The organism is Cellulophaga baltica (assembly GCF_900102165.1).
Lineage (GTDB): Bacteria > Bacteroidota > Bacteroidia > Flavobacteriales > Flavobacteriaceae > Cellulophaga > Cellulophaga baltica.
This window is the reverse complement of record NZ_FNBD01000003.1, coordinates 171,574-196,076: the sequence shown is the minus strand read 5'-3', so window position 1 is coordinate 196,076 and position 24,503 is coordinate 171,574. Positions and strand designations below refer to the sequence as shown.

Sequence of the window (24,503 nt, the reverse complement as noted above, 5' to 3'; positions counted from 1 at the left end):
AACAAATACAATTTCCAATGAAAAAAGTATTACTTTTTACATCGCTTTGCTTTGCTACTTTAGTAGCTTCGGCGCAAGATTTAATCACTAAAGTGCCTAAAAATGCGAGTGTTGTAATAGCCCTTAAAGGAAAAAATATAACCAATTTAGTTTCTATTTCAGAATTTGAAAATTCTAAAATGGGAAAAATGTTTATAAAACAATTATCTAGAAAAACAGATGGTGCCGTCGTAGATTTAGAAACCTTAGGAATAAATTTATCTGAGAACTTCTACTATTTTATGGAGACTCAAGAGGGTGTTTTTACCCACAATTTTCTAGTTCCTTTAAATGATAAAAGAGGTTTTTTTAGCCTTTTATCAGAACATCAAAAAGAAGGCGTGCAGTACGATGGTGATTTTGCCTATATCGTAGATAACTACGATAATATGGTAACCATGTGGAATAACAACACCTTGTTATTCACAGTTGCTCAAGAAGAGACTGATTATGATGATGTGTACGGATACGATGATTACGATTATGATTATGCGGAAGATGCAGCTGTAGCCGTAGAAGAAGCAGTAGATGCTGCTGAAGCTACCTATCCTATATTGAGTTTTGATCAAACCACCTATAATTTCGGAACCATTAAAGAGGGTGATATTGTAGAGCATACTTTTAACTTTGTAAATACAGGATCTTCTTCTTTAGTTATTTCCGATGCTAAAGCTAGTTGTGGTTGTACGGTTCCTAGTTTTTCTTCAGAAGAAATTGAGCCAGGGGCGTCAGGAACTATTTCTGTAAAGTTCGATAGTTCTAATAAGAGCGGTAGCCAAAGTAAAACAGTGACTATTACAGCTAATACGGAGAATGAAGTGGAAAGATTATACATCAAAGGTATGATCACGGAAGACGGTGTTGCCGAAGTTGAAGAGGTAGTAGAAATTGTAGAAGATGTTTACGAAACGGAAATAGAAGAAACGGTAATAGAATCTACGGAATATGATGATTCTAGCTATTATAATGATGATTATTATGCGGAGCAAGATAGAAAGCGTGAGATTAGAGAAGCTAAAAGAGCTGAAAAAAGAAAAGAAGCTATGGCTTCTGTTATAGAAAAAGCAAAAGCTACGCTTACAGGTAATTATGCAGAAGGAAGCATTTTAAAAAATAGTTCTTATCTAAAAAGTGTAGGTACAGGAAAAGACGAAGCAACGCTATGGGTTAATGATTTTACAGCCATTTATAATGATGCTATTCCTTCTTATTTTGGAAGTGGCTATTACGGTAGTAACCCTTATGAAATGTTCAATTTAGAAAGGTTATACAGCGGAATGTCATTGACTTCGAAATTAAATTTTGATGATACCAATGCATCGATCAAAACATCGTATACGATGAATGATGAAATGGCGCAGTACCATAAAGACATGTACAATGGAAAAATGAATAGCAATTTCTACAAGTATTTTAATGAAGATACGATGCAAGGCTATTTTTCAGTTAACACAAGCACAGAAGGTACTTTAAAGGCATATCCTAAATTGGTAGATGCGATGTTTGAAGGTGTAGAAAAAGAACATTTAGAAGATTTTGTTCCTATTGCAACACGTTTGGTATCTATTTTATTAGACGAAGAAGCTATTGCTAAAGTGGTTCGTGGAGATATGTTATTGGTGATGAATGGTATAGAAAATGTTGAAGTGACCTATACTACGTATGATTATGATGAAAATTATGAAAGTGTAGAGGTGACTAAAACAAAGACAGAGCCAATTCCAAAATTTATTTTGATGGTTACTTCAGAAGAGAAAGAAATCTTTAACCGTATCATGCGAATTGGGATAAAAGAAGGAGCAGTAACTGCAGAAAACGGATTCTACCAAGTTGAAATTCCTGACGCACCATTTAAAGTAAACATGCTGTTTAAGGACAATACCTTATTAATTAGTAACTCTAAGGCAGATATTACAGCAATGAGTAATGGTACTTATAATGCTAAGGTTTCAGGAAGACATAAAAAACTTATCTCTAAAAACTCTGGAAGTATTTATGTAAATGGTAAAACTATTACGAGAGATATTCCAGGAGACATGATTCCTAATGCGTATAAAGAAAAATTAATTTACATTTCAGACAATGTAGAAGATGCTACATTTAAAGTAAGTAAGATGAAAGGTAATGTTCTTGAAGGTGAAATGATTTTAAATACACCAGAAGGAAAAGGGCATAAGAATAGCTTGGCTTATTTCTTAAATATGATTGATGCTTTAATAGATTAAATTAACACAGCAATTCATGAAAAAGTTTTTAAAAATCAACTTATCATTGCTAGGAATAGCAGTGATAGGGTATTTTATTTATGTGCAGTATCAGAAATCGGCCTCGTTAAAAAATCGCATTCATGTAAATGCAGACAGTGTACTAAAAGTTGGCTTTCATGATTTTCAAAAATCTATTTTGCTAGATGCTTTGTCTTCTCCTATGTTTTATTGGGATAATGCTGATTTTTCAAGTAGCTCAAAAGATGTTGAGGATAAAAAAGAAGATAAGAAAGGGATAAATCTCAAACCTTACTCCCTGGTTTTTTACACCATGAAAGAGGTGAAAAACACCTTATTTACCACCCTGCCAATTAAAGATTCAGAAGCATTTAATGCTTATGCTTTAGCCTATTTAACTGCTAAAAAAGTTACAATTATTGAGGGCGATTATACATATGCCTTAGATGAAAAAACAAAAATTATATATGCATGGAATAATGAAAATCTTGCAATAGCCTATGCTCCCAAAAAATCATTTGAATTATGTAAACCTGTTTTTGATGATGTTCTTTTAAATAAAAAGCTTATTTCCGATACAGGCCATCCTTATTTAAAAAGCTTAATAGCAGCAGATGATCATGTGACGTATGTGAAAGATAGTAGTGTCGTTCATTTAAATTTTAATGATGGGAACGCTTATTTGTCTGGAGTCATGTATACAGCTCAGCCTAAAGAGTTTAATGAGTCTATGAAGTATGTAGCCACTCCAGAAGCATCCTTACTGTTGTATATGGATGCAAATTTTTCTAATACCGCTCATGCATCTAGTGTAACCGATTTGTTGAAGGATTTTTCATTTTTCGAGAAAAATAATATAGAAGCAGATTCCTTGGTAGCTAAATCTACAGGTATAGTAAGTTTGGCGGTTAAAGGTACTACCCTGCAGACAGATAGTATTGTTACCTATGAGTATGATGATAATTTTGATAAGGTGGCCACTGTTGCGCTACAAGAGAAAGAGGCGCCGTCTATTTTTCTAAATATAGCTTCAGATACTACCCTAAAATCATACTTAAAAAAGCAAGGGGCTATAGAAAATGGCGTTTTAAAAGCCTTACCAATGTATCTCTTTTACGAAAAAGACACGACCTCAGAAGTATCTTTCGCTACTCAAAAAGAAACCCTTAACCATCCGTTCAAAACAGGTAGTTATTTTTTTAGTCTCTCAGCCAATTTTAAGAGCTTGCAAAAAGATTTAAAAATTCCGAAAGCAGATAAGCTTGCGGCTTTATTAAAAACAGTTAGAATTAATGCCCAACAAGTAGAGGGGAATAAAATAGTCCTTGAAGGGAGTCTAACAGCAGAAAATAACGAAATTAATATTATTTCACAGTTGTATTTTGGACTTCAAAAAACAGATTCTATTCCTTAACTTAGGCTACTTATGAAGTTAAGTTATTGGGAATATAAAACGTGGTTATCTCATATAGATTTTACAATTGTCGGTAGTGGAATTGTAGGTTTAAATTGTGCCCTACAATTACGAGCTAAATACCCTGAGGCTAAGATTTTAGTTTTAGAAAAGGGTATTTTACCACAAGGAGCAAGTACTAAAAATGCCGGATTTGCCTGTTTTGGAAGTATTTCTGAGATCTTATCAGATTTAAAAACACATACAGAAGAAGAGGTGTATGAGTTAGTAGAAAAACGTTGGAAAGGAATTCACCTCTTACGGGAAAATTTAGGAGATAAAGAAATAGGGTTTAAAAACTGGGGAGGGCATGAAGTATTTACCGAACAGCAAGAAGTGCTTTTTACAGAATGCTTAGAACAAATCGCGGCAACAAATTCATTTCTAAATCCAATTTTTAAAGGCGATGCGTTTAAAGTGCAATCCAATACATTTGACTTTAAAAAGGTACAGGAGGAATATATTACAAATGTATTTGAATCTCAGATTGATACCGGTAAAATGATGTCTCAGCTCTTACTCCGTGTTCAATCAAGTGGCGTCATTCTATTAAATTCAATAGAAGTAGAGCATTTTGAGGATTTAGAAAATCATGTGGTGGTGAATACCAATGAGTTTGAGTTTAGGACTAAAAAATTAATCATTGCAACCAATGGTTTTGGAGCTGCACTTTTAGAAGAAGAAGTAAAACCAGCACGGGCTCAAGTATTAATTACGAAACCCATTAAGGATTTAAAAATTAAAGGGACTTTTCATTTAGATGAAGGGTATTACTATTTTAGAAATATAGATAACCGAATTCTGTTTGGCGGGGGTCGGAATTTAGATTTTAAAGCAGAAGAAACGAGTGCTTTTGGAGAGACACCACTGGTTCAAAATAAATTAGAACAATTATTAAAGGAGCTAATACTCCCGGATTACGATTTTGAAATTGCGTATAGCTGGAGTGGTATTATGGGTGTAGGTCCGCAAAAAAGACCCATAATTAAGCAAGTTTCTAACCGGGTGTATTGTGGAATACGAATGGGTGGAATGGGAATTGCAATTGGTAGTATTATTGGTAAAGAATTGGCGGATTTAGTCTAGATTTGCGCGCGCAAAAATTGGATCTAACAACTATTTTTTTGCTTTAATTTAAATCGGATTTGTGATGGAACAAAATTTAAAAAAACAGCTATATGACTTCTGTAAGAATTTTGCAGATAACAGAATATCTCGTATTCGGTTGAATATTGCAGATTTTAAAGAGTCATTAGATAGTGAAACGAAGAGTAGTGCTGGTGATAAGCATGAAACGGGAAGAGCTATGCTTCAGTTAGAATTAGAAAAATCTGGAGTACAACTAGCAGAAGCAGAGAAAATGGCTAAGGTTTTAGATATGGTAAATATTAAAACTAAAACAAATTTTGTAGGCTTAGGTAATTTGGTCAAAACAAATAAAGCAAACTATTTTCTAGGCATCTCAGCAGGAGAATATAAGGCAGATGGTATTTCGGTCTATTGCATTTCTTCAGAAACACCAATGGGAAAGTTACTTTTTGGTAAAGAAAAAGGAGCTATAGTTACTTTTAATACCAATGAAATTACAATTAATGAAATTCTCTAAACAAGCTTTAGAGAATTTCATTTCTCATTACTTTTAGTTTTCTACTTTCAGTAAATTAATATCAAAAATTAGTACAGATCCACCTGGTATTGGGCCATATGTGTTAGAGCCATAGCCTAAATGTGCAGGAACAAATAATTGACCAGAACCACCTTCATTAAAATAGGCAATACCTTCGGTCCATCCTTTTATGACACCATTAATATTAAATGTAATACCATTAGCATCACTCTCGTCAAAAACTTTACCATCTAAGTAGTAGCCTTTGTAAGCAACGGTAACATCAGAATTACTTAAAGGTTGTTCCCCTTCGCCTTGTGTTTCAATACGATAATACAAACCAGATTCACTTCTAGTGGCGTCTATATTATTTTTGGCGATATATGCTGCGATATCAGCTTCATTTCTTGCAACGTAATCAATATTTTCTTTCTCTTCATTACATCCTAGAAATAGGATAAGGCATAAAAAAAGGATACTATTTTTCATTTGGATTTTTTTATCAAATATATGTAGGCTATTTTAATTCTAGTCTATTTTTTTTCCTTGAGTGGTAAAAGACAAACCTTGTGAGCCAGATGTAGAAATCATTACACCTTCAAAAATAGGTTCTGAAGTATTTGGCTTTACTTGCCAATCAAAAATAAAATTGGCTCCCGGTCCACCCTGCTTATCTTTTTCGGCAATAACAATAGCTAAGGTCTCTAACGGATTTAAATAGATTGTCTTGTCTATGTAGGTGTTAAGAAGCTTGCCCTGTGAGTCAAAATATTCTCCTTTAGTAATATACAATGTATCTTTTCTGCTGGTGTTTCTAATGCTTACCGTGGCCGTTAAATCGTGTGTTACGTGTTCTGTGACGCTGTAAATCTGCGAATAAACAGATAAATAGCTACTCCCATTTTCAAGTGAGTCTGGTAAGGTTGTCGTGTGCATTCTTTCTTCCCAGTTCAAATTACTATCTACTGATTTTGGTTGGGGGTCCTCACAAGATGCAAGGAAACATAATAGACTGCAAAGACATAATAGGGTTTTCATCTGCTCAACTTTAGAGCTATAAAAATACGTAAAGTTTAGTAGTTATTTAGGCCTTAAATTTAGGAGTACTTACCAATTGTTTTTATTCCGATTTGCTTTTTTCTCCGCAGCTTTCTTTTTACTGTGTAAACGTTTTTCAATAGAAGATCTACTTGGTTTTGTTCGTTTACGTTTTTTAGGTTCTTTTAGCGCATTTTCTAAAATAATAAGGAACCTTTTAATAACGAGTGCTTTATTTTTATGTTGGCTTCTGCTTTCATCACATTGCAGTTGTAAGACCTTTTCTTTGTTTATTTTATTTTTTAACTTTAAATAAATTCGTTCTTTATCAAGGGTATTTATACTGCTGGAGTTGGCCACATCAAAGAATAACTCAATTTTAGTAGCCACTTTGTTTACATGTTGGCCACCAGCACCGCTACTTCTAACTGCTTTAAAATGTAATTCTTGAATAATCTGTTCTTTATGAAGCATTAATCTTTAAGTCTTGCATTGATGGTTTCAAGTGCTACATTTAAGAACACTTCTTTTTCTGCCTCATAGGCATGAGGAGCGTTGAATAGAATAGGATCGGTCTCATTAAGTTGGGCTTCAATTAAATAATGAGAACCTTTAAAATACGAGTTTTTAACCCATACCTTTAAACCACTATTTTCAGAAATAATCAGTTCTGATGGATATACTAAAATAGATTTCTCAAGCGTAGCATAAGGTTTTAATAAAGATATAGGGATAAGGTTTACATCTCCAAATAAGGAAGCGGTATAGCTATTTTTGGGATGCATGTAGAGTGTTTCAGGATGTTCTTTTGCTAAAATTCTACCTTCTTTTAATACCATAACCTCATCTGCAAAAGATAAAATATCATGAGTGTCATGTGAGGCTACGATGCAAGTGATCTGTTCTGTTTTTAAATAGTTGAAAAGATTTCTTCGCAAACTATTTTTCCTAGAATTATCAATGTGACTGAAAGGCTCGTCTAATAAAAGAATTTCAGGTTTTTGGGCAAGAACTCTTGCTAGTGCTACTCTTTGCTGTTGGCCGCCACTTAAGAGTTTTACTTTTGTCTTAGCAAAAGCTGTCATCTCAATCATTTCTAAAAGCGCTGCAGTGCGCTCTTTAAGTTCTTGAGGGTAGAATACAGATAAATATTGACTCACATTTTCTTCTACCGATACATAGGGCATCAAATCAAAATCTTGAGAAAGGTATTTCATGAAGGTCTCTCCGGGAACCAATTTAAAGTCGGGACCTAAAATAGGATTATCGCCCCAAGAAATATTTCCATGAGTGGGTTGTAAAATACCATACAAAAGTTTTAACAAGGTACTCTTTCCGCATCCGCTTTCACCAATAATAGAAATATGGGCTCCTTTATCAGCGGTAAAACTAATATTAGAGATAATCTGATGTGAGGAATAAGAAAAAGTTAAGTCTTTTACGTGTAACATAGTGTATTCTATAGCAGACAAAATTAGAAATAAAAAATCCGTTTCAGTTAGAAACGGATTTTAATCTTAAATATTGAAAATGTATTACTCTTTAAATTCTTTCAAAACGGCTTGGTTTGGTAGCGTTTCAAACCCCATGTTAAACAAAGTGAAAGCTTGTAAGTCTACTTGCTCATTTATGATAGCCTCGGTAGATTTTCCAGCACCATGGCCTGCATTTACATCAATACGAATTAAAGTAGGATTGTCTCCTGCTTGTGCTTCTTGTAAAGCTGCGGCAAATTTAAAACTATGCGCAGGTACCACACGGTCATCATGATCACCAGTAGTAACTATGGTTGCTGGGTATGCTGTTCCAGCTTTTACATTGTGTACTGGAGAATATCCTTTTATGTATTCAAACATTTCTTTAGAATCTTCAGAAGTTCCATAATCATATGCCCAGCCAGCGCCAGAAGTAAATGTATGGTAACGTAGCATATCTAAAACACCAACAGCAGGCATTGCTACTTTCATTAAATCTGGTCTTTGGGTCATTACAGCTCCAACTAATAAACCTCCATTAGAGCCACCTTTAATAGCTAAATATTCTTTAGACGTATATTTTTTCTTTGTTAAGTATTCTGCGGCAGCAATAAAATCATCAAACACATTTTGCTTCTGTAATTTTGTGCCGGCATCATGCCATTTCTTACCATATTCTCCACCACCTCTTAGGTTAGGAACTGCATATACACCGCCTTGCTCCATCCAAACCGCATTAGAAATACTAAAGGATGGGGTTAGGCTCACATTGAATCCTCCATATCCGTATAGTATGGTTGGATTTTTGCCATTAAGTTCTAAACCTTTCTTATGGGTGATGATCATAGGAATTTTAGTACCATCTTTAGACGTATAAAATACTTGTTTTGATTCGTAATCTGACGGATTAAAGTCAATATTAGGTTTCCAGTATTGCGTATAGTCTCCTGTTTCTACATTGTATTTGTATAAAGAACCAGGTGTATTATAATTGGTGAAAGAAAAATAGAACTCTTTGTCTTCTTTTTTTCCGCCAAATCCTCCGGCAGAACCAACACCAGGGAGTTTAACTTCTCTAATTAGTTTGCCATCATAATCATACTGAAACACTTTAGAGATCGCATCCACCATATATTCCGCAAAAAAGTATCCACCGCCGGTATTAGGAGATAATACGTTTTCTGTTTCTGAGATAAAATCTACCCAATTTTCTGCAGCAGGATTTGTGGCGTCTACAGTAACTATTTTTTGATTAGGGGCGTCCATATTTGTCATAATATACAATTTGGAACCCTTGTTTTCTATGATATAACTATCGGTGTCAGTATGATCTAAAATAGTCACAAATTCAGCATCTACCTTGCTTAAGTCTTTCATTAAGAGCTTATTTCCTGAAGTAGATGTTCTAGGGTATACAAATAGGTATTGGCCATCTTCAGTAACGCTACCACTTATGTAACGGTGTTTTTGATCAGGAGTACCACCGTAAATTAAAATATCTTCTTTTTGAGGGGTTCCTAATTTATGATAGTATAATTTGTGCTGATCTGTTTTGGCAGATAATTCACTTCCTTTTGGCTTATCATAGCTAGAGTAGTAGAACCCGTCATTTTCTTTCCAGGAAATGCCACTAAATTTAATATCGACTAAGGTATCTTCAATAACTTCATTTTTGGCAGCGTCTAAGATAATTACTTTGCGCCAATCACTACCGCCTTCTGAAATAGAGTAAGCAGCCTTGCTGCCATCTTTAGAAAAGTCTAGACCTGCTAGAGAAGTTGTGCCATCCTTAGAAAAAGTATTTGGGTCTAAAAATACTTCAGCGTCTGTATCTTCTCCTTTTTTTCTATAGACGACATATTGGTTTTGTAGTCCGTCATTTTTATAGAAATATGTATATTCTCCTTCTTTGAATGGGGATCCTAATTTCTCATAATTCCAAAGCTTTTCTAAGCGCTTCTTTAAATCTGAACGAAAAGGAATGTGCTCTAAATAGCCGTACGTAACCTTGTTCTGAGCTTTTACCCAGTTTTCTGTTTCAGAACTTTTATCATCTTCCAACCATCGGTATGGATCTTTTATTGCTACACCAAAATAGGTGTCTACGCTATCTACTTTAGCTGTTGTTGGGTATTTCACAGTAATTTTTTCTTTTTTAGGTGTTGTTTCGCAACTGACTAGTAGTAAGGTAGTCGCTGCTAAGCTTGCTAGTTTTTTCATAGATTGTTTAATTAGTCACTCTAAAAATAGCATAAAAAAACCTTTGTAACGAGCTTGTTACAAAGGTTTTAACATTCTTTAAAGTTATGCGCTTACACTAAATTGTGCGCAACTAAGTATTCTCCAATTTGTACGGCATTTGTCGCAGCACCTTTTCTAAGGTTATCAGCAACAATCCACATGTTTAATGTATTTCGTTGGGTTTCATCTCTACGAATACGTCCTACAAACACATCATCTTTATCATGTGCATAGATAGGCATTGGGTAGGTGTTGGTGTCTGGATTATCTTGTACGATAACACCAGCGGTTTCACTTAATAATTTACGTACTTCTGTTAAATCAAAATCGTTTTCAAATTGAACGTTTACCGATTCTGAATGACCACCAGCTGTTGGGATACGTACCGCAGTAGCGGTAATTGAAAAAGTACGGTCATCAAATATTTTTTGAGGTTCACGTGCTAACTTCATTTCTTCCTTAGTATATCCATTTTCTAAGAAAACATCACAATGGGGTAACGCATTTCTTCCAATAGGATAAGGGTAAGCCATTTCTCCCTGAATACCAGCTATTTCATTTTCTAATTGTTGAACCGCTTTTACGCCCGTTCCAGAAACAGATTGGTAGGTTGAAATTACCACACGTTTCATTTTATATTTTTTATGTAGCGGAGCTAAAACCATTACCAATTGTATGGTAGAGCAATTTGGATTTGCTATGATTTTATCTTCCTTAGTTAATTGGTCTGCGTTAATTTCTGGTACTACTAATTTTTTAGTAGGATCCATTCTCCATGCAGATGAGTTATCAATAACGGTAGTTCCTACTTCTGCAAATTTAGGAGCCCATTCTGTTGAGGTATCTCCACCAGCAGAAAATATTGCAATCTCTGGCTTTGCTGCTACAGCATCTGCTAAACCTATAACGGTATATTCTTTATTTTTATAGGTCATTTTCTTCCCTACGGAACGTTCAGAAGCTACTAATAATAATTCTGTAATAGGAAAATTACGTTCTGCTAATACTTTTAGCATTACTTCCCCTACCATGCCTGTTGCACCTACAACTGCTACTTTCATTGTTATAAATTTAGATGGCAAATGTAATTCAATACAATGTATCGGACAAAGAAATTAAAGATGAATAATTATAATTTAACAAAAAGTTATATTTGTAACAATTTTACATTATCTTTCAGCATATGGAAGCTAGGACATCTAAAAACCATAAATTTACGAAAACAAGCTCTTTAGTAGAATATATGAAGGTATGGATTATTGATGATGACCTAGTGTCACGATTTGCAACACAATATGGGGTACAACAAGCTTCGGCATTATGCAATATTGCTATTTTTGAAAGCGCAGGGGAAGTACTAGATTTAATTAGGGAAGACTCATTTACAGGAGACGACTTACCAGACATCTTATTGTTAGACCTGGTAATGCCGGAAATAAATGGGTGGCAATTTTTAGAAGAATTAGAAGTAACGGGTAAGACTAAAGATACTTTGCGTATTTATGTGTTGTCTGCTTTTACAAATTATAAGGATCGAATTTTGGCAAAGGATCATCCTTTAGTATACGGTTATTTTGATAAGCCTTTATCGCGAGTAAGTGCAGATGCTATTTTTAAAGCACTAGAATAACCTTTCTTTTCCATCAACTTAATTTATTGGAACAAAGAAAAACCGTCAAATACATTAGCGTAATGTACTTGACGGCTTAAGATTACTACTGTAGTGCAGCGGTATTACCCAATAATTGGATAATGAATATTATTTATTTTTTCAATAAATCTCTAATTTCAGCAAGAAGATCTTCTTGTGATGGTCCAGCAGGAGCTGCAGGAGCAGGAGGAGTTTTTGTTTTGTTGTAAGCTTTTACAATCAAGAACATAACGAAACCAACAATGATTAAATTAACGATAGTGTTAATCCAAGAACCGTAAGCAATAACAGCACCACCAGCTTCTCTTGCAGCTGCTAAGGTTGCGTAATCATTTCCGTCCATTGCAATGTGCATGTCCTCAAAATTCATTCCACCAGCAAAATATCCAATAAATGGCATAGCGATATCTTTAACAAATCCATTAATTACGGCTCCTAATGCGCCAGCCATAATTACTGCAACTGCAAATTCAATGACGTTACCCGTCATAATGAAATTCTTAAATTCTTTTAACATGATTTAGTGTTTTTAATTATTAGTTAATTTGTTTAATGTAGCGCAAGATACAAAAAATTTAAATCTTAAATAAATGTTAATGAATATTTTGTTATTCAATGATAACACGCTTTACCCTTTGAGAAATGCCGGTAAGTACTTCATAAGAAATAGTATTGGCTCCTTGGGCAAATTCTGTAGCTGTTGGTTTCTCACCAAAAACAATAACTTCATCTCCTTCATGGCAGCCAATAGCCGTAACATCTACCATAATCATATCCATGCAAGTGTTGCCAATAATAGGGGCATAGTGCCCATGAATACACACCACACCCTTGCCGTTTCCGTACTCTCTTCCAATACCATCTGCATGGCCTAGCGGTAGAGTGGCTGTTTTTATGGGGGAATTAGAAGTAAAAGCGCGGTTGTAGCCCACACTTTCATTAGCTTCTAGGTAATGTATCTGAGAGATGTTTGTTTTAAGGGTAACTATAGGAATAAAATTTTTATCTTCTATAGGGTCATTGCCAAAACCATAAAGACCAATGCCACTGCGTACCATATCAAAATGGGCTTCCGGGTAATTTATAATTCCAGAAGTATTGGCTAAATGTTTAAAAGGAATATAAGGTAAAGCAGCATCTATTTGCGTACAAATTTCATGGAAACTTTTAATCTGACTTAAGGTGAACTCCTTCTCGTTTATATCTTCGGAAGCAGCCAAATGTGAAAAAATAGACAACACTTTTATAGTAGAAGTTTCCGCTAGTTTACGGGTTATCTTAGAAATATCATGGGCGTTAAACCCCAATCTATTTAATCCGGTATTAAATTTTAAATGTACAGGATAATTTTTTTGTTGGTGGCGTTCAGCAGCAGTTATAAAGGCGGTTAATATTCTTTCAGAATAGATATTGGGTTCTAAGCACCGTTCAATAATAGTATCAAAACTCACAATTTGTGGGTGTAAAACTAAAATGGGAATTTTAATTCCTGCATTTCGGAGTGCTACCCCTTCTTCTGTATAGGCCACAGCAAGATAATCGGCACCTACTGTTACTAATTTTTGAGCAATAGCAACCGCGTCACTGCCATATGCATAGGCTTTAACGACTCCTAAAAATTTAGTTTTTGAACTGATTTTACTTTTTAAGTACCTGTAATTGTGTTCTAGTGCGTTTAAATTAATTTCTAGAACAGTTTCTTGAGCCTTAGCCATTAGAATTGGTATTATCTTTTACTTGCTCCACATCTATATCAATATCTTTTACTTTTTCACGGAGCATAGCCTTGTAATATGCGCCACGACTCAAGGGCTCATAAGCATCTATTTCTCCTAGTAGTACCAAATTATCATTGGTAGATTTTCTAAAGCTATAGTTGGCTAGGTTACCTGTACGCGTACATATTGCATGTACCTTAGTAACATATTCTGCCGTAGCCATTAAAGCGGGCATTGGACCAAAGGGGTTTCCTTTAAAATCCATATCAAGACCTGCGACTAAAACACGAATACCCTTGTTGGCCAAATCATTGCATACCGCAACAATTTCATCATCGAAAAACTGCGCTTCATCAATTCCAACAACATCACAGCCGTCTGCTAGCAAACGAATATTAGCAGCTGCCGGTACCGGAGTAGAGCGTATTTCATTAGCATCATGAGATACGACCATTTCCTCATGATAGCGTGTATCTACTTGAGGTTTAAAAATTTCAACTTTTTGCTTTGCAAATTGGGCTCTCTTTAGCCTTCGGATCAGTTCCTCTGTCTTACCAGAAAACATAGAACCGCAGATAACTTCGATCCAGCCAAATTGTTCTTTAGGGTTTACAGTATTTTCGAGAAACATTTTGTAATTTTAGACGAAAGTTATACGTTATTCGTTTTATTAAAACGAAGCCATAAAATTACTAAACAAACACGGTCTTTTATAATAGATTAGAATAAAAAGTTTTGACAGATGAAAAAACAGCTGAAAAAGAAATTGGTTAAAATTGCTACAAATATTATTACTGCTGATGACATTAGTGATATTACTGAAATGTATGCTGCATCAAAAGAGTTGTATGAAAAGCTAGCTGTACTTAAATTTATTGAAGAGGAGCTAAATGATATAGAGATAGATGTTTCTAAAAATGCAATTGCAGCTAAATTTGAGGAATTAGCAAATGCCGTTATGCATGAAAATAAACACGTTCCAGAAAGCAATCCGCATCAAGAAGATATCATTATTCCAGGAATGGATACCATTAAGGATATGGTTTCTGAAATGCCTATGAGTGCAGAAGCAGAAGACGTATTCGCAGATTTTATGGCAAAACCTGCATTAATGAAGAATGATAAGGAGCTTTTTATGCCTGTAGAAACAGAACAAAAAGTGAATGAAGAGGTAAAGAAATCTGTAAATGAAACTTTTCAGAAAGAAATAAAAGTAGGTCTCAATGATCGTTTAGCTTTTGTAAAGCACCTTTTCAATAATAATATGGAAGATTATAACCGTGTTATTTCACAGTTAAATACGATTGCTACAGAAGAACGCTCTATTGCTTTTATCGTAAATATGGTGAAACCAGATTATAACCATTGGGCAGGCAAAGAGGAATATGAAAATAGATTCATGGAATTAATAGCACGCAAATTTTCTTAAACATTAATTTGTAAGCAAGCGCAATAAAGGCTGACTTATAGCATAACTTATTCTATATATCAGCCTTTTATTATGAAATACCTTAAAATTCTCTACTGGATTGGAACTGCATTATTAACTGCAATTATGCTATTTTCCATTCAAATGTACTTGTTAAATACAGCAGCAATACAAGGTGCATTTGTAGCCTTAGGATACCCTGCTTACTTGGTGTATCCCTTAGCTTTTGCTAAGATCTTGGGTTTAATTGCTATCCTTGGTAATTTTAATACATCTTTAAAACAATGGGCATATGCAGGCTTTTTCTTTAATATCAGTTTAGCCTTTTTTGCACACATAGCAGCTAATGATGGGCAATATTTATTTGCGCTATTAGCCTTTATAGGATTAATAATTTCTTATTTTGCGGGTAAAAAGGCAAGGCCGTAATTTTACCCAATGGGAAAACTCTATATTGTACCAACACCAATAGGAAATTTAGAAGACATTACACTAAGAGCCATACGTATATTAAAAGAAGCAGATTTAATTCTAGCGGAAGACACACGTACGAGTGGTAAACTATTGCATCATCTTGAAATCTCAACGCATATGCAGAGTCACCATATGCATAACGAGCATAAGACGGTAGATGCCATTGTGAAACGTATGCAAGCAGGAGATATTATTGCTTTAATTTCTGATGCCGGTACGCCAGCAATTTCAGATCCAGGGTTTTTGTTAACTAGAGCTTGTGTAGAGCATCATATAGAGGTAGATTGTCTTCCCGGAGCTACGGCTTTTGTTCCTGCATTAGTAAATAGCGGATTGCCTAATGATAAGTTTGTTTTCGAAGGGTTTCTACCTGTCAAAAAAGGAAGACAAACAAGGTTATTGCTGCTCGCAGAAGAACCAAGAACTATTATATTTTATGAGTCACCACATAAGCTTGTGAAAACACTTGGAAATTTTGTAGAATATTTTGGTGCAGATCGGCAAGTTTCTGTTTCTAGAGAATTAACCAAATTGTATGAAGAAACAATACGTGGCACGGCAGAAGAAGTATTAAAGCATTATACAGATAAGCCGCCTAAAGGAGAGATCGTGATTGTCGTTGCCGGTAAAACCAAACAAAAATGAAGATAGCAGAGTTTAAAAGTAAATTAGAAAATACCCCTAAAGAAATTGAATTTTCTGAAACGATGGCTGTTATAGAGGAGCATTATAATTTTTCTCCGACAGCATTCACCAACGGAACATTGAAAAATGCTGCAGGTGAAAATTCAGGATCGTGTAAATTATTTGCTTTTGCAGTAGATCAAGAATTGACCAAGGAACAGACTTTAGCTGCTTTTGGGGCTTTTTATTTCAAAGATGTTTTGAATGATATAGAAGGAAACGGACATCAGAATATTCGAAATTTTATGGCGACAGGTTTTGAAGGATTACATTTTGATGGTGTGGCTTTACTCCAGAAGTAATGGCTATGAAAATCCCGTCTTATAAAATACTGTTTGCGATTACGCTACTAGCCTTTTTTGTGTCATGCACAGATAAGGTAAAAGAAACAGTGACTAAAAAGAGTGAAATGTTACCTAATGGGATGCATCTTACGATTGAAAAAACAGACATTAAAAAAACCTCTTTTGGGATATTCACCAATCATAACTACGGAACTTCTCATAGGTTTAAATACCGCGTTGCTGTAGATCAGGGAAGTATAGAATGGGATTTTGGTGTAGGGGAGCCAAAACACTTTCTTTTTTGTGACAAAGGGATCTATATTCATTACTTAAATGAAAATAGTTATACCGAAGAAGCTAGAGATACTATCAATGATACGATTGAAGAAGTACGAGTTACAAAAATTGAAAGTCAATACCAGAAATATATAGATGAACGGTATTTATTCAAATTATTTGGAGATGCTTACTGGGTAGATGTTACAGAAGAAGAATATGCTAGAAACAAATCACTATGTTCTGAACAGGCCATACCAAACGACAATGAATTGACAATTGATGCTGTTGAATAGTTTGAGCTTAAAAATAAACCCCACCAATTGGAAGGGCTTGATTTTTAATTTTTTATAGTCATCGGTTCTCGATACTATTTTTGTTTTATAACGCTGCACAAAAATCATTGGAACTGACGCTATGCTGTCTTGATTTTTAATCTGAATACTATTGTCACTTCGAGTGAATTTTAAGCTTTTTTGCTTTAGATTAGTATCGAGAAGTATTCGTGTTCCTAGCGTTTGTCCATATTATCTTTTTACACGGAGCCATTCAAAAATCACTGGAACTCATATTTTTGAAATTACCATCAACTAATATTTAGATCCGTCGTGTTTGCCTTTCTCCCACCCCGTTTTTCCTAAATATTGGTCCGCACTTTCAACCGCACCATTTTCTATAGTGGTTCCCATAGAGTCATTCCATCTATTTAAATAGCCAAAAAGAGAAATGACACCTAGCATCTCTACAATTTCACCTTCATTCCAATACTGGTATAAACGTTCTTTTATTTCGGCATCCACACCATTTGGTACTTGAGACGCTTGCAATGAAAAATCTAGCGCAGCACGTTCTGCCTCAGAGAAAGCAGCATGAGTTCTGTATTCCCAAATATTATCTAATTGCTCTTGCTCTGCTCCGTAGCGTTCTGCGGCTCTAATGGCATGTGCTTGGCAATAGCGGCATCCTGTGGCATTACTACTTACCCAAGCAATCATACGTTTTAAGGCAGAGGTAACTCTACCTTCATTAGCCATAACAGCTTTGTTCAAATTAATAAATGCTTTAGAAATTGCAGGTCTGTGCTGCATGGTTAACACAGAATTTGGGCAGAAGCCCAAGGTTTCATTAAAGAATTCTGCTAATTCTTTGGTTTCTTTATCGTGATTCGGATCTAAAGGTTGTACTAAGGCCATATCGTTCTTAATTTATATTCTTTTATCGTATTTTTGAGTAATCAAATCCCTTACAAGAAACGAAAAATTATGAGCACAACAAATCATATATCAACCAAATGGTTGGGCAACATGACCTTTGAAAGTAATAACCCTTCTGGGAATAGTTTAAAAATAGATATTGCTAAAGAAGATGGTGGTGATGGAAATGGGTACAGGCCTAAAGCTTTAATGCTTTCTTCTCTTGCAGGATGTTCAGGATTGGATGTAGCAGCATTAATCAAAAAAATGAAATTAGACGTAGAAGAATTTCATATTGAAACCATTGCAAATTTGACGGATGAGCACCCAAAGTTTTACGATAAAGTTGCGGTAGAATATCATTTTCATGGCGCTAATCTTAAAGAAGATAAATTGCAAAGAGCAGTAGATTTATCCGTAGAAAAATATTGTGGCGTAATGGAAATGTTTCGTCAGTTTGCTGAGGTCGAAATAAATACGTTTTTCCATAATAAATAAGGGTATTCAAGTTCAAGTATCAAATTCAATATCAAGGCTGAAGACTAAAGTTTAAGTTTATTTTTTAAAGGATATGGAAAATAAAAAATATAATTTATAGGATAGACTGGTGGCTTTTGCGGGAGATATTATTTTATTCTGCAAAGACTTGCCAAATGATATGACTGGAGAGTATTATGGGAATCAATTACTGAGGTCTGCAGGTAGTTCTGCTCTTAATTTTGGAGAAGCTCAGGGAGCTAGTTCGGTTAAAGATTCTATTCATAAGGCAAGTATTTGTTTAAAAGAATTGAAAGAGTCTAGAGTAAACCTGAAGATTTTGAATAAGGTTTTTTATGGTGATGAAAGTATACGTTTGAATCTATTAGAAGAAGTAGAACAACTAATAAAAATTATTGCAACAATTATTAAAAATAAGAAAAATCAGTGACTTTAAGTTTTTTGAACTTAAACTTGATACTTGAACTTGATATATGCGCTGGACGATTAAAGCCAAACCCGAAGAAGAAAAAATTAAGGAACTTGCCAGTGCTTTAAACGTAGAAGATCTCGTAGCGCAATTGTTATTGCAACGCGGCATTTCTACTTTTGAAGAAGCAAAATTGTTTTTCAGACCTCAGTTATCAGACCTACATGATCCTTTTTTGATGAAGGATATGGATATTGCGGTAGCGCGTATAGAAACGGCAATTAATGAAGGAGAGAATATTCTGGTTTTTGGCGATTATGATGTAGATGGTACTACAGCGGTAGCCTTAATGTCTTCGTATTTATTATCTTTTTATCCTAATGTGGCTACCTATATTCCAGATAGATATGCAGAAGGTTACGGCGTATCTTATAAAGGAATTGATTTTGCAGAGGATAATAACTTCTCTTTAATAATTGCCTTAGATTGCGGGGTAAAAGCGGTAGATAAAGTGGCTTATGCCAAAGAAAAGGGCGTAGATTTTATTATTTGCGACCACCATAGACCTGGTGATACCTTGCCAGATGCTGTTGCTATTTTGGATCCTAAGAGAAGTGATTGTACGTATCCGTATGATGAACTCTGCGGGTGTGGGGTAGGTTTTAAATTGATACAAGCTTTGGGTTCTAGGCAAGGAGAAACCATTCAAGATTTAATTCCTTATTTAGATTTAGTAGCTACCGCTATTGGTGCAGATATTGTGCCTATTACGGGTGAAAATAGAGTGCTTGCCTATTATGGGTTAAAAGTAATAAACTCAGACCCAAGAGCTGGTTTCAAGGCAATTATCAATCAGATTAAAAAATCCGTATTAACCATTACCGATGTTGTTTTTGTCATTGCCCCACGGATTAATGCAGCGGGGAGAATGAAGCATGGGCAACATGCTGTTAATTTATTGACGGAAACTAATGAAGCCCAAGCTGAAAAGTTTGCGGGTGAGATAGAGAAATACAATATTGATCGGAGAGGTTTAGATCAAGAAATAACCAAAGAGGCACTTACTCAGATTATTGAAAATAAAGAGGAAGAAGGTTTTACGTCTGTGGTGTATAAAGAAACATGGCACAAAGGAGTAATCGGTATTGTAGCTTCTAGACTTACGGAAACCTATTATAGACCAACTTTAGTGTTCACAAAAAGTGGCAATAAATTGGCGGCTTCCGCACGTTCTGTAAAAGGCTTTGACGTGTATAATGCACTCGAAGGTTGTGCAGATTATATAGAACAGTTCGGGGGACACAAATATGCAGCGGGACTTACTTTACTAGAGGACCAGTACAATAATTTTAAACATCAGTTTGAAAAAGTAGTTTCAGAAACCATAGATCCTAATTTGTTGATTCCTGAGATTGCAGTAGATATGCAAATTGAAATTAAAGACATTACACCTAAGTTAATGCGGATTATAAAACAGTTTGAACCTTTTGGACCGGAGAATATGACGCCTGTGTTTATGGCGGAAAATATTCAAGATTCTGGGTATGCAAAGGGCGTAGGTGAAGAAGGGAAACATTTAAAATTTTCGGTTACCCAAAATGGCTATGGCCCTATTGGGGGAATAGGTTTTAATTTAGGCGATAAATTACCCATGTTAACAGGTAGAAAACCTTTTAGCGCTGTTTTTTCTATTGATGAGAATGAATGGCAAGGTAATGTGAGTTTGCAATTAAAATTAAGAGATATTAAATAAGATGGAAAAAATTAAAAAAATCTTAGAAGGAAAATCTAAAAATGAACTTCTAGTTATTGCTAAAAAAAGCGGGACTAAAAGGTACTCTAGTTTATCTAAAGAAAAATTGATAAATAAGCTGCTAAATGATAAGCAAAACCATGCGAATTTAAATAATCAAATTGGCTTAAAATCAAGAAGTTTATTTACAAATACTTGGTTTCAAGGATTAATCTTTTTGATATTATCTTTCTTAGTTGCATGCTATTTCTTTCAAAACTCTGCTTCAAAGGAAGATTTAAACAATGTAATTGAAATAGTGGATAAAAATGAGTTATATATACGAGAAATTGAATTTTTAGGAAAGTATAAGAAAAAATTTTTAGAAAGTGAAATGAATTTCCAATATAAACTTTTTGGAGAAAAAGGTGGGAATATAACAACAATAGATGAGCTTAAAAGCCCAAATGCTAAGTCCAATTATACAAGTAACATTCAATTGAATTTTGATGAAAATGTTATAAATGTTGATATTTCAATAAATGAATTAAATTTTGACGCAAGAACTACTCTTGATAATAGCGTGTTAAAGCAGAAATTTCCCTTAATTGAAGACAAATTTTATATTTTTCGTACGTTTAAATTTAATGGTAATGTTATGAAGTTTGTTTTATTGAAGGCTGATAGGGAGCAACCGGTTTACGCTATAGGGATTGGGGCAGAATAAATGTTTTTTGAAAATCTTAAAGATATTGGTTTTATTCAATATGTTTATAATTGCTGGATTTATCTTTGTGTTTTAATACCTTTACCACTTACTTTTTTGAATGCTTCGCTATGGATCCGTATGCTGCTTTACGCTATAAAGAGTTCAATATATTTTTACTAGTCCGTTTTGCCATGGTTTTTGCCTGGTCTATGCAATTTATTGTAATAGAATGGCAAGTGTATACCTTAACTAAAGATCCGTTATCCTTGGGGATTATTGGCTTAATGGAGGTTATTCCTGCAGTTTCTATGGCGCTTTTTGCTGGGCATATTGTAGACCAGAAAGAAAAACGAAATCTGTTGATGCTTTGTATTCTGGGGTTTTCTGTTATTAGTTTTGGGCTGTTTGTGATTAGTATCCCTTCTGTGATCGTTGATTTAGATACCAAAACTATTTTATATACCATATATGGCTTAGTATTTTTAGGGGGTATTGTGCGTTCTTTTATTGGTCCCACTATTTTTTCATTAATCGCCCTAATTGTTCCTAAAAAAATATATCCCAATGCTGCGACATGGAGCAGTTCTACCTGGCAAATGGCGTCTGTTTTAGGCCCAGCGTTGGCAGGGTTCTCTATCAGTTATATTGGTGTGCATTGGTCCATGTGCTTGATCTTTGGTTTTTCTATAATGGCATTAATAGCACTTTTCAAAATTGAGCGTAAGCCTATTCTAAATCCGAAAATAGGAGAGCCAATTTTTCAGAGTTTAAGTGAAGGTTTAAAATTTGTATTTACGAATAAAGCCATTTTAGGGGCATTAACACTAGACATGATCGCCGTTTTATTCGGAGGTGCCGTGGCGCTATTGTCTGTCTTTGCACAAGATATTTTACATGTGGGCGCAGAAGGTTTCGGGATTTTAAGAGCAGCTCCAGCAGTAGGTGCGGCAATTACTATGCTTGGCTCTACCCGATTTCCTATTCATAAAAATGCTGGGAAAAAATTACTCTTGGCGGTATTTGGTTTTGGTCTTTGTATGATTGTTTTTGGATGGTCTGTATATTTTTGGGTATCTGTTGCGGCCTTATTTTTAAGTGGAGCGCTAGACGGAATCTCCATGGTCGTACGCCAAACTATTTTACAATTAAAAACTCCAGACCATATGCGAGGGCGTGTGGCATCTGTAAATTCTATTTTTGTAGGTTCTTCTAATGAATTAGGTGCTTTTGAAAGCGGCGTAACTGCAAAATTAATGGGCACGGCTACTGCTGTAATTTTTGGAGGTATTATGACCATAACTACAGTAGGGATAACTGCTCTTGCTTTTCCTAAATTTAGAAAGCTAGACCTTCAGAAAGATGTTGAGGAACATGAGGCAGAAGATTAAATACTTTAGCTTTTGAGTACAATAAAAGCCCAATGAAGGGCCTTTTTGTCTGTAGGTAATTTAAGATTCGGGGAGAACACTTATTTTTTAGTAGGTTGATTTTTTCGATTTGGGATCAATAACTCAACTTTAATAACAGGGTAAAGATAGTATGGTAGTTCGGTTTTTTATAATTTATGTTGTGAACTCATAAATAGTAGTTGTAGGAAAAGGATTACATGTTGTTTGATGTTTATTTTAGGCAAATGTTCTTCTAATAATTTTAAAAGGGTATGCATAAGGGATAAATATTTTTTTAGGAATGGCTTCTATAATGACTGAGTTTGGGCAATAAAAAAAGCCCAATGAAGGGCTATTTTTTGCTGTAGGTAATTTAAGATTCGGGGGAATACTTATTTTTTAGTAGAGTAATTTTTTCGGTTACGTTATTCAACATAATAACAAGGTAAAGATATCGTAGGAGAGTATTTTTTTCTAATTTATGTTGTGAACTAGCTCAAAAAACGTTGTAAGAAAGAGCTTACTGTTGTTTGGGCGATAATAAAGGAAGTGCAGATTTATTTTGAAGTAGGGCTATACGTTTTCAGAATCATTTCTTTACCATCAAAAACTCCGTAAGTATAATAACCAATCCAGTCTCCAAGGTTTATATATTTAGATTTGTCGGTTAAGGTAATATCTAAAGGCAAATGTCTGTGGCCAAATACGAAGTAATCATAATGGTCTTGTTCTAGTTTGCGTTTGGCATATTGTACAAGCCATTCCTTCTCTTCTCCTAAGAACTTAGCATCGTCATCACCAGAAATCAGCTTGTTTTTTACCGATAGGTATTGTGCTAAACGTACGCCTAAATCTGGATGTAACCATCTAAAGAGCCATTTAGAAAACGGATTGGTAAATACTTTTTTCATTCGCTTGTATCCTTTATCACCAGGACCTAAACCATCTCCATGACCAATAAAAAATGACGTGTCGTTAAAGGTAAACTGTTGGGGTAAATGAAAAACAGGAATGCCTAATTCTTCTTCAAAGTAACCATTCATCCAAAGGTCATGATTGCCTACAAAGTAATAAATAGGAATTCCGGAGTCTGCAATTTCAGCTAATTTTCCTAAAGTTCTAGTGAAGCCTTTTGGAACCACTGTTTTATATTCCATCCAAAAGTCAAACATATCTCCTAATAAAAAGATAGCAGCAGCATCTGTTTTGATTTCATCCAACCAAGCCACAAATTTTTTCTCTCTTGGATAGCTGTGTTCCATAGTGGGAGCACCTAGGTGATTATCACTAGCAAAGTATACTTTCTTACCTTCTGGAACTTTTAAGGATTGCATCTATTAGAGACTATTAAGGAGATTAATTATCACTAGCATACCACTCTGCAAAAGAGGTATCTGTTTCTTGTAGTCTTAACGAATGTAATTGAATGTTTTCTGGTAGTCTTGATATAATACGTGCAGAAAAATCAATTACCATATTCTCACTTGTAGGTTGGTAATTTGCTAAAATTACCATGTGACCGCGGTCTGTAAGCTCTTTCGCTAATTCTACATGAGGTGTATTTTTATTAAATACGGTAGCATGATCAAACTGATCTACGATTTCTTCTTTGACAATCTTTTTTAAATCACCAAAATCTATCACCATGCCTAATTTTACATGCGAGGTATCTGTAATAGGCCTGCCAATTACCGTAACAGAAAGTTTATAACTGTGGCCATGTACATTTCTACATTTACCGTCATACCCATAAAGGGCGTGACCGGTTTCAAAATTAAATTGCTTGGTGATTCTGATATTACTCATAATGATAGCTTAAACAAAATGCTTAAATAAGCTGCAAAAGTATTGATTTATATGGAGTAATTTTAAAAAACACCAATCTTAAATAAAAGGTTTGCAGTTTAGATTTGGCGCTAGTTGTTATTGCTACTCAATAGCAAGAGCATCTTTATGGCAGAACTTTATGGAAAAAGGCACT

The 24,503-nt window shown here is 34.7% G+C and carries 27 protein-coding genes; 15 read left to right on the top strand and 12 right to left on the bottom strand.

Annotated elements, in window-relative coordinates; genetic code table 11:
• Positions 1-17: 17 nt before the first annotated feature.
• From BLQ19_RS06540 to BLQ19_RS06525, 4 genes are all read left to right on the top strand, one after another.
• On the top strand, positions 18-2,264 hold the full coding sequence (locus BLQ19_RS06540) for a DUF1573 domain-containing protein (RefSeq protein ID WP_074537796.1): 2,247 nt from the start codon (positions 18-20) through the stop codon (positions 2,262-2,264).
• A gap of 16 nt (positions 2,265-2,280) precedes the next feature.
• Positions 2,281-3,678 (top strand): hypothetical protein, encoded by a 1,398-nt coding sequence (locus BLQ19_RS06535; RefSeq protein ID WP_074537795.1) that lies wholly within the window; start codon positions 2,281-2,283, stop codon positions 3,676-3,678.
• A gap of 12 nt (positions 3,679-3,690) precedes the next feature.
• Positions 3,691-4,803, top strand: coding sequence for an NAD(P)/FAD-dependent oxidoreductase (locus BLQ19_RS06530; protein WP_074537794.1), 1,113 nt, complete (start codon positions 3,691-3,693; stop codon positions 4,801-4,803).
• Positions 4,804-4,867: 64 nt separating this feature from the next.
• On the top strand, positions 4,868-5,323 hold the full coding sequence (locus BLQ19_RS06525) for a 3-oxoacyl-ACP synthase (RefSeq protein ID WP_024482502.1): 456 nt from the start codon (positions 4,868-4,870) through the stop codon (positions 5,321-5,323).
• Positions 5,324-5,356: 33 nt separating this feature from the next.
• Here the strand turns inward: BLQ19_RS06525 and BLQ19_RS06520 are convergent, their stop codons facing one another.
• The 6 genes from BLQ19_RS06520 to BLQ19_RS06495 all read right to left on the bottom strand — a co-directional run bounded on the left by BLQ19_RS06520 (position 5,357) and on the right by BLQ19_RS06495 (position 11,138).
• Entirely contained in the window at positions 5,357-5,812 is a 456-nt protein-coding gene (locus BLQ19_RS06520; protein WP_074537793.1) for an FKBP-type peptidyl-prolyl cis-trans isomerase, read from the bottom strand.
• Between the two features lie 39 nt (positions 5,813-5,851).
• Entirely contained in the window at positions 5,852-6,361 is a 510-nt protein-coding gene (locus BLQ19_RS06515; RefSeq protein WP_029447604.1) for a DUF3124 domain-containing protein, read from the bottom strand.
• Positions 6,362-6,430: 69 nt separating this feature from the next.
• Positions 6,431-6,835, bottom strand: coding sequence for an alternative ribosome rescue aminoacyl-tRNA hydrolase ArfB (gene arfB, locus BLQ19_RS06510; RefSeq protein ID WP_029447605.1), 405 nt, complete (start codon positions 6,833-6,835; stop codon positions 6,431-6,433).
• Positions 6,835-7,812, bottom strand: coding sequence for an ABC transporter ATP-binding protein (locus BLQ19_RS06505; RefSeq protein WP_074537792.1), 978 nt, complete (start codon positions 7,810-7,812; stop codon positions 6,835-6,837). Before BLQ19_RS06505 ends, arfB begins: the two co-directional genes overlap by 1 nt.
• A gap of 84 nt (positions 7,813-7,896) precedes the next feature.
• On the bottom strand, positions 7,897-10,056 hold the full coding sequence (locus BLQ19_RS06500) for a prolyl oligopeptidase family serine peptidase (protein WP_074537791.1): 2,160 nt from the start codon (positions 10,054-10,056) through the stop codon (positions 7,897-7,899).
• Positions 10,057-10,148: 92 nt separating this feature from the next.
• Positions 10,149-11,138: an aspartate-semialdehyde dehydrogenase gene (locus BLQ19_RS06495; RefSeq protein WP_029447609.1), complete on the bottom strand. Its 990-nt coding sequence runs from the start codon at positions 11,136-11,138 to the stop codon at positions 10,149-10,151.
• Between the two features lie 122 nt (positions 11,139-11,260).
• Here BLQ19_RS06495 and BLQ19_RS06490 point away from each other — a divergent pair, with 122 nt between their 5' ends.
• Positions 11,261-11,707, top strand: coding sequence for a response regulator (locus BLQ19_RS06490; RefSeq protein WP_024482509.1), 447 nt, complete (start codon positions 11,261-11,263; stop codon positions 11,705-11,707).
• A 133-nt stretch (positions 11,708-11,840) separates the two neighbouring features.
• Here BLQ19_RS06490 and mscL read toward each other — a convergent pair whose 3' ends face one another.
• From mscL to BLQ19_RS06475, 3 genes are all read right to left on the bottom strand, one after another.
• A complete protein-coding gene (gene mscL / locus BLQ19_RS06485) occupies positions 11,841-12,245 on the bottom strand; it encodes a large conductance mechanosensitive channel protein MscL (protein ID WP_024482510.1) in 405 nt (134 codons plus the stop codon).
• 91 nt (positions 12,246-12,336) lie between these two features.
• Positions 12,337-13,443 carry an alanine racemase gene (gene alr / locus BLQ19_RS06480; RefSeq protein ID WP_074537790.1) on the bottom strand — a complete coding sequence of 369 codons (1,107 nt, stop codon included), beginning with the start codon at positions 13,441-13,443 and terminating at the stop codon, positions 12,337-12,339.
• The gene (locus BLQ19_RS06475; protein ID WP_024482512.1) at positions 13,436-14,077 is read right to left on the bottom strand and encodes a thymidine kinase; all 642 of its coding nucleotides are present in this window, start codon (positions 14,075-14,077) and stop codon (positions 13,436-13,438) included. The genes alr and BLQ19_RS06475 overlap by 8 nt, the downstream gene beginning before the upstream one ends.
• Positions 14,078-14,188: 111 nt before the next feature.
• On the opposite strand from BLQ19_RS06475, the gene BLQ19_RS06470 reads away from it, so the two are divergent.
• The 5 genes from BLQ19_RS06470 (at position 14,189) to BLQ19_RS06450 (ending at position 16,889) form a co-directional block, all read left to right on the top strand.
• The gene (locus tag BLQ19_RS06470) at positions 14,189-14,875 is read left to right on the top strand and encodes a DUF8457 domain-containing protein (RefSeq protein ID WP_024482513.1); all 687 of its coding nucleotides are present in this window, start codon (positions 14,189-14,191) and stop codon (positions 14,873-14,875) included.
• Positions 14,876-14,947: 72 nt separating this feature from the next.
• Positions 14,948-15,304, top strand: a complete 357-nt coding sequence (locus tag BLQ19_RS06465) for a DoxX family protein (protein ID WP_024482514.1) — start codon at positions 14,948-14,950, stop codon at positions 15,302-15,304.
• 9 nt (positions 15,305-15,313) lie between these two features.
• Positions 15,314-15,994 (top strand): 16S rRNA (cytidine(1402)-2'-O)-methyltransferase, encoded by a 681-nt coding sequence (gene rsmI / locus BLQ19_RS06460; protein ID WP_074537789.1) that lies wholly within the window; start codon positions 15,314-15,316, stop codon positions 15,992-15,994.
• Entirely contained in the window at positions 15,991-16,335 is a 345-nt protein-coding gene (locus BLQ19_RS06455; protein WP_024482516.1) for a HopJ type III effector protein, read from the top strand. Before rsmI ends, BLQ19_RS06455 begins: the two co-directional genes overlap by 4 nt.
• Positions 16,336-16,340: 5 nt before the next feature.
• A complete protein-coding gene (locus tag BLQ19_RS06450; protein WP_139150209.1) occupies positions 16,341-16,889 on the top strand; it encodes a hypothetical protein in 549 nt (182 codons plus the stop codon).
• A gap of 294 nt (positions 16,890-17,183) precedes the next feature.
• Here BLQ19_RS06450 and BLQ19_RS06445 read toward each other — a convergent pair whose 3' ends face one another.
• Positions 17,184-17,786 carry a carboxymuconolactone decarboxylase family protein gene (locus tag BLQ19_RS06445; RefSeq protein ID WP_024482518.1) on the bottom strand — a complete coding sequence of 201 codons (603 nt, stop codon included), beginning with the start codon at positions 17,784-17,786 and terminating at the stop codon, positions 17,184-17,186.
• A 69-nt stretch (positions 17,787-17,855) separates the two neighbouring features.
• On the opposite strand from BLQ19_RS06445, the gene BLQ19_RS06440 reads away from it, so the two are divergent.
• The 5 genes from BLQ19_RS06440 (at position 17,856) to BLQ19_RS06420 (ending at position 22,522) form a co-directional block, all read left to right on the top strand.
• Entirely contained in the window at positions 17,856-18,284 is a 429-nt protein-coding gene (locus tag BLQ19_RS06440) for an OsmC family protein (protein WP_034666399.1), read from the top strand.
• Positions 18,285-18,393: 109 nt separating this feature from the next.
• Positions 18,394-18,714, top strand: coding sequence for a four helix bundle protein (locus BLQ19_RS06435; RefSeq protein ID WP_254788261.1), 321 nt, complete (start codon positions 18,394-18,396; stop codon positions 18,712-18,714).
• Between the two features lie 43 nt (positions 18,715-18,757).
• Complete coding sequence (gene recJ, locus BLQ19_RS06430; protein WP_074537787.1) at positions 18,758-20,446, top strand: single-stranded-DNA-specific exonuclease RecJ; 1,689 nt, start codon at positions 18,758-18,760, stop codon at positions 20,444-20,446.
• A 1-nt stretch (position 20,447) separates the two neighbouring features.
• The gene (locus BLQ19_RS06425) at positions 20,448-21,152 is read left to right on the top strand and encodes a hypothetical protein (RefSeq protein WP_074537786.1); all 705 of its coding nucleotides are present in this window, start codon (positions 20,448-20,450) and stop codon (positions 21,150-21,152) included.
• Between the two features lie 110 nt (positions 21,153-21,262).
• Positions 21,263-22,522: an MFS transporter gene (locus tag BLQ19_RS06420; protein WP_024482521.1), complete on the top strand. Its 1,260-nt coding sequence runs from the start codon at positions 21,263-21,265 to the stop codon at positions 22,520-22,522.
• A gap of 557 nt (positions 22,523-23,079) precedes the next feature.
• On the opposite strand, the gene BLQ19_RS06415 is transcribed toward BLQ19_RS06420, so the two are convergent.
• Positions 23,080-23,856, bottom strand: coding sequence for a UDP-2,3-diacylglucosamine diphosphatase (locus BLQ19_RS06415; protein WP_074537785.1), 777 nt, complete (start codon positions 23,854-23,856; stop codon positions 23,080-23,082).
• 22 nt (positions 23,857-23,878) lie between these two features.
• The gene (locus BLQ19_RS06410) at positions 23,879-24,328 is read right to left on the bottom strand and encodes a 6-pyruvoyl trahydropterin synthase family protein (protein WP_024482523.1); all 450 of its coding nucleotides are present in this window, start codon (positions 24,326-24,328) and stop codon (positions 23,879-23,881) included.
• Positions 24,329-24,503 lie beyond the last annotated feature (175 nt).

Excerpts from the sequence above, each read along its gene's own strand:
- BLQ19_RS06515 (WP_029447604.1), bottom strand. The coding sequence starts at position 6,361 with ATGAAAACCCTATTATGTCTTTGCAGTCTATTATGTTTCCTTGCATCT.
- mscL (WP_024482510.1), bottom strand. The coding sequence starts at position 12,245 with ATGTTAAAAGAATTTAAGAATTTCATTATGACGGGTAACGTCATTGAA.
- arfB (WP_029447605.1), bottom strand. The coding sequence starts at position 6,835 with ATGCTTCATAAAGAACAGATTATTCAAGAATTACATTTTAAAGCAGTT.
- BLQ19_RS06505 (WP_074537792.1), bottom strand. The coding sequence starts at position 7,812 with ATGTTACACGTAAAAGACTTAACTTTTTCTTATTCCTCACATCAGATT.
- BLQ19_RS06530 (WP_074537794.1), top strand. The coding sequence starts at position 3,691 with ATGAAGTTAAGTTATTGGGAATATAAAACGTGGTTATCTCATATAGAT.
- rsmI (WP_074537789.1), top strand. The coding sequence starts at position 15,314 with ATGGGAAAACTCTATATTGTACCAACACCAATAGGAAATTTAGAAGAC.
- BLQ19_RS06495 (WP_029447609.1), bottom strand. The coding sequence starts at position 11,138 with ATGAAAGTAGCAGTTGTAGGTGCAACAGGCATGGTAGGGGAAGTAATG.
- BLQ19_RS06520 (WP_074537793.1), bottom strand. The coding sequence starts at position 5,812 with ATGAAAAATAGTATCCTTTTTTTATGCCTTATCCTATTTCTAGGATGT.
- BLQ19_RS06415 (WP_074537785.1), bottom strand. The coding sequence starts at position 23,856 with ATGCAATCCTTAAAAGTTCCAGAAGGTAAGAAAGTATACTTTGCTAGT.
- BLQ19_RS06465 (WP_024482514.1), top strand. The coding sequence starts at position 14,948 with ATGAAATACCTTAAAATTCTCTACTGGATTGGAACTGCATTATTAACT.
- BLQ19_RS06470 (WP_024482513.1), top strand. The coding sequence starts at position 14,189 with ATGAAAAAACAGCTGAAAAAGAAATTGGTTAAAATTGCTACAAATATT.
- BLQ19_RS06475 (WP_024482512.1), bottom strand. The coding sequence starts at position 14,077 with ATGTTTCTCGAAAATACTGTAAACCCTAAAGAACAATTTGGCTGGATC.
- BLQ19_RS06450 (WP_139150209.1), top strand. The coding sequence starts at position 16,341 with ATGAAAATCCCGTCTTATAAAATACTGTTTGCGATTACGCTACTAGCC.
- BLQ19_RS06540 (WP_074537796.1), top strand. The coding sequence starts at position 18 with ATGAAAAAAGTATTACTTTTTACATCGCTTTGCTTTGCTACTTTAGTA.
- BLQ19_RS06420 (WP_024482521.1), top strand. The coding sequence starts at position 21,263 with ATGGATCCGTATGCTGCTTTACGCTATAAAGAGTTCAATATATTTTTA.
- BLQ19_RS06490 (WP_024482509.1), top strand. The coding sequence starts at position 11,261 with ATGGAAGCTAGGACATCTAAAAACCATAAATTTACGAAAACAAGCTCT.
- recJ (WP_074537787.1), top strand. The coding sequence starts at position 18,758 with ATGCGCTGGACGATTAAAGCCAAACCCGAAGAAGAAAAAATTAAGGAA.
- BLQ19_RS06425 (WP_074537786.1), top strand. The coding sequence starts at position 20,448 with ATGGAAAAAATTAAAAAAATCTTAGAAGGAAAATCTAAAAATGAACTT.
- BLQ19_RS06440 (WP_034666399.1), top strand. The coding sequence starts at position 17,856 with ATGAGCACAACAAATCATATATCAACCAAATGGTTGGGCAACATGACC.
- BLQ19_RS06455 (WP_024482516.1), top strand. The coding sequence starts at position 15,991 with ATGAAGATAGCAGAGTTTAAAAGTAAATTAGAAAATACCCCTAAAGAA.
- BLQ19_RS06500 (WP_074537791.1), bottom strand. The coding sequence starts at position 10,056 with ATGAAAAAACTAGCAAGCTTAGCAGCGACTACCTTACTACTAGTCAGT.
- BLQ19_RS06445 (WP_024482518.1), bottom strand. The coding sequence starts at position 17,786 with ATGGCCTTAGTACAACCTTTAGATCCGAATCACGATAAAGAAACCAAA.
- BLQ19_RS06525 (WP_024482502.1), top strand. The coding sequence starts at position 4,868 with ATGGAACAAAATTTAAAAAAACAGCTATATGACTTCTGTAAGAATTTT.
- BLQ19_RS06535 (WP_074537795.1), top strand. The coding sequence starts at position 2,281 with ATGAAAAAGTTTTTAAAAATCAACTTATCATTGCTAGGAATAGCAGTG.
- BLQ19_RS06410 (WP_024482523.1), bottom strand. The coding sequence starts at position 24,328 with ATGAGTAATATCAGAATCACCAAGCAATTTAATTTTGAAACCGGTCAC.
- alr (WP_074537790.1), bottom strand. The coding sequence starts at position 13,443 with ATGGCTAAGGCTCAAGAAACTGTTCTAGAAATTAATTTAAACGCACTA.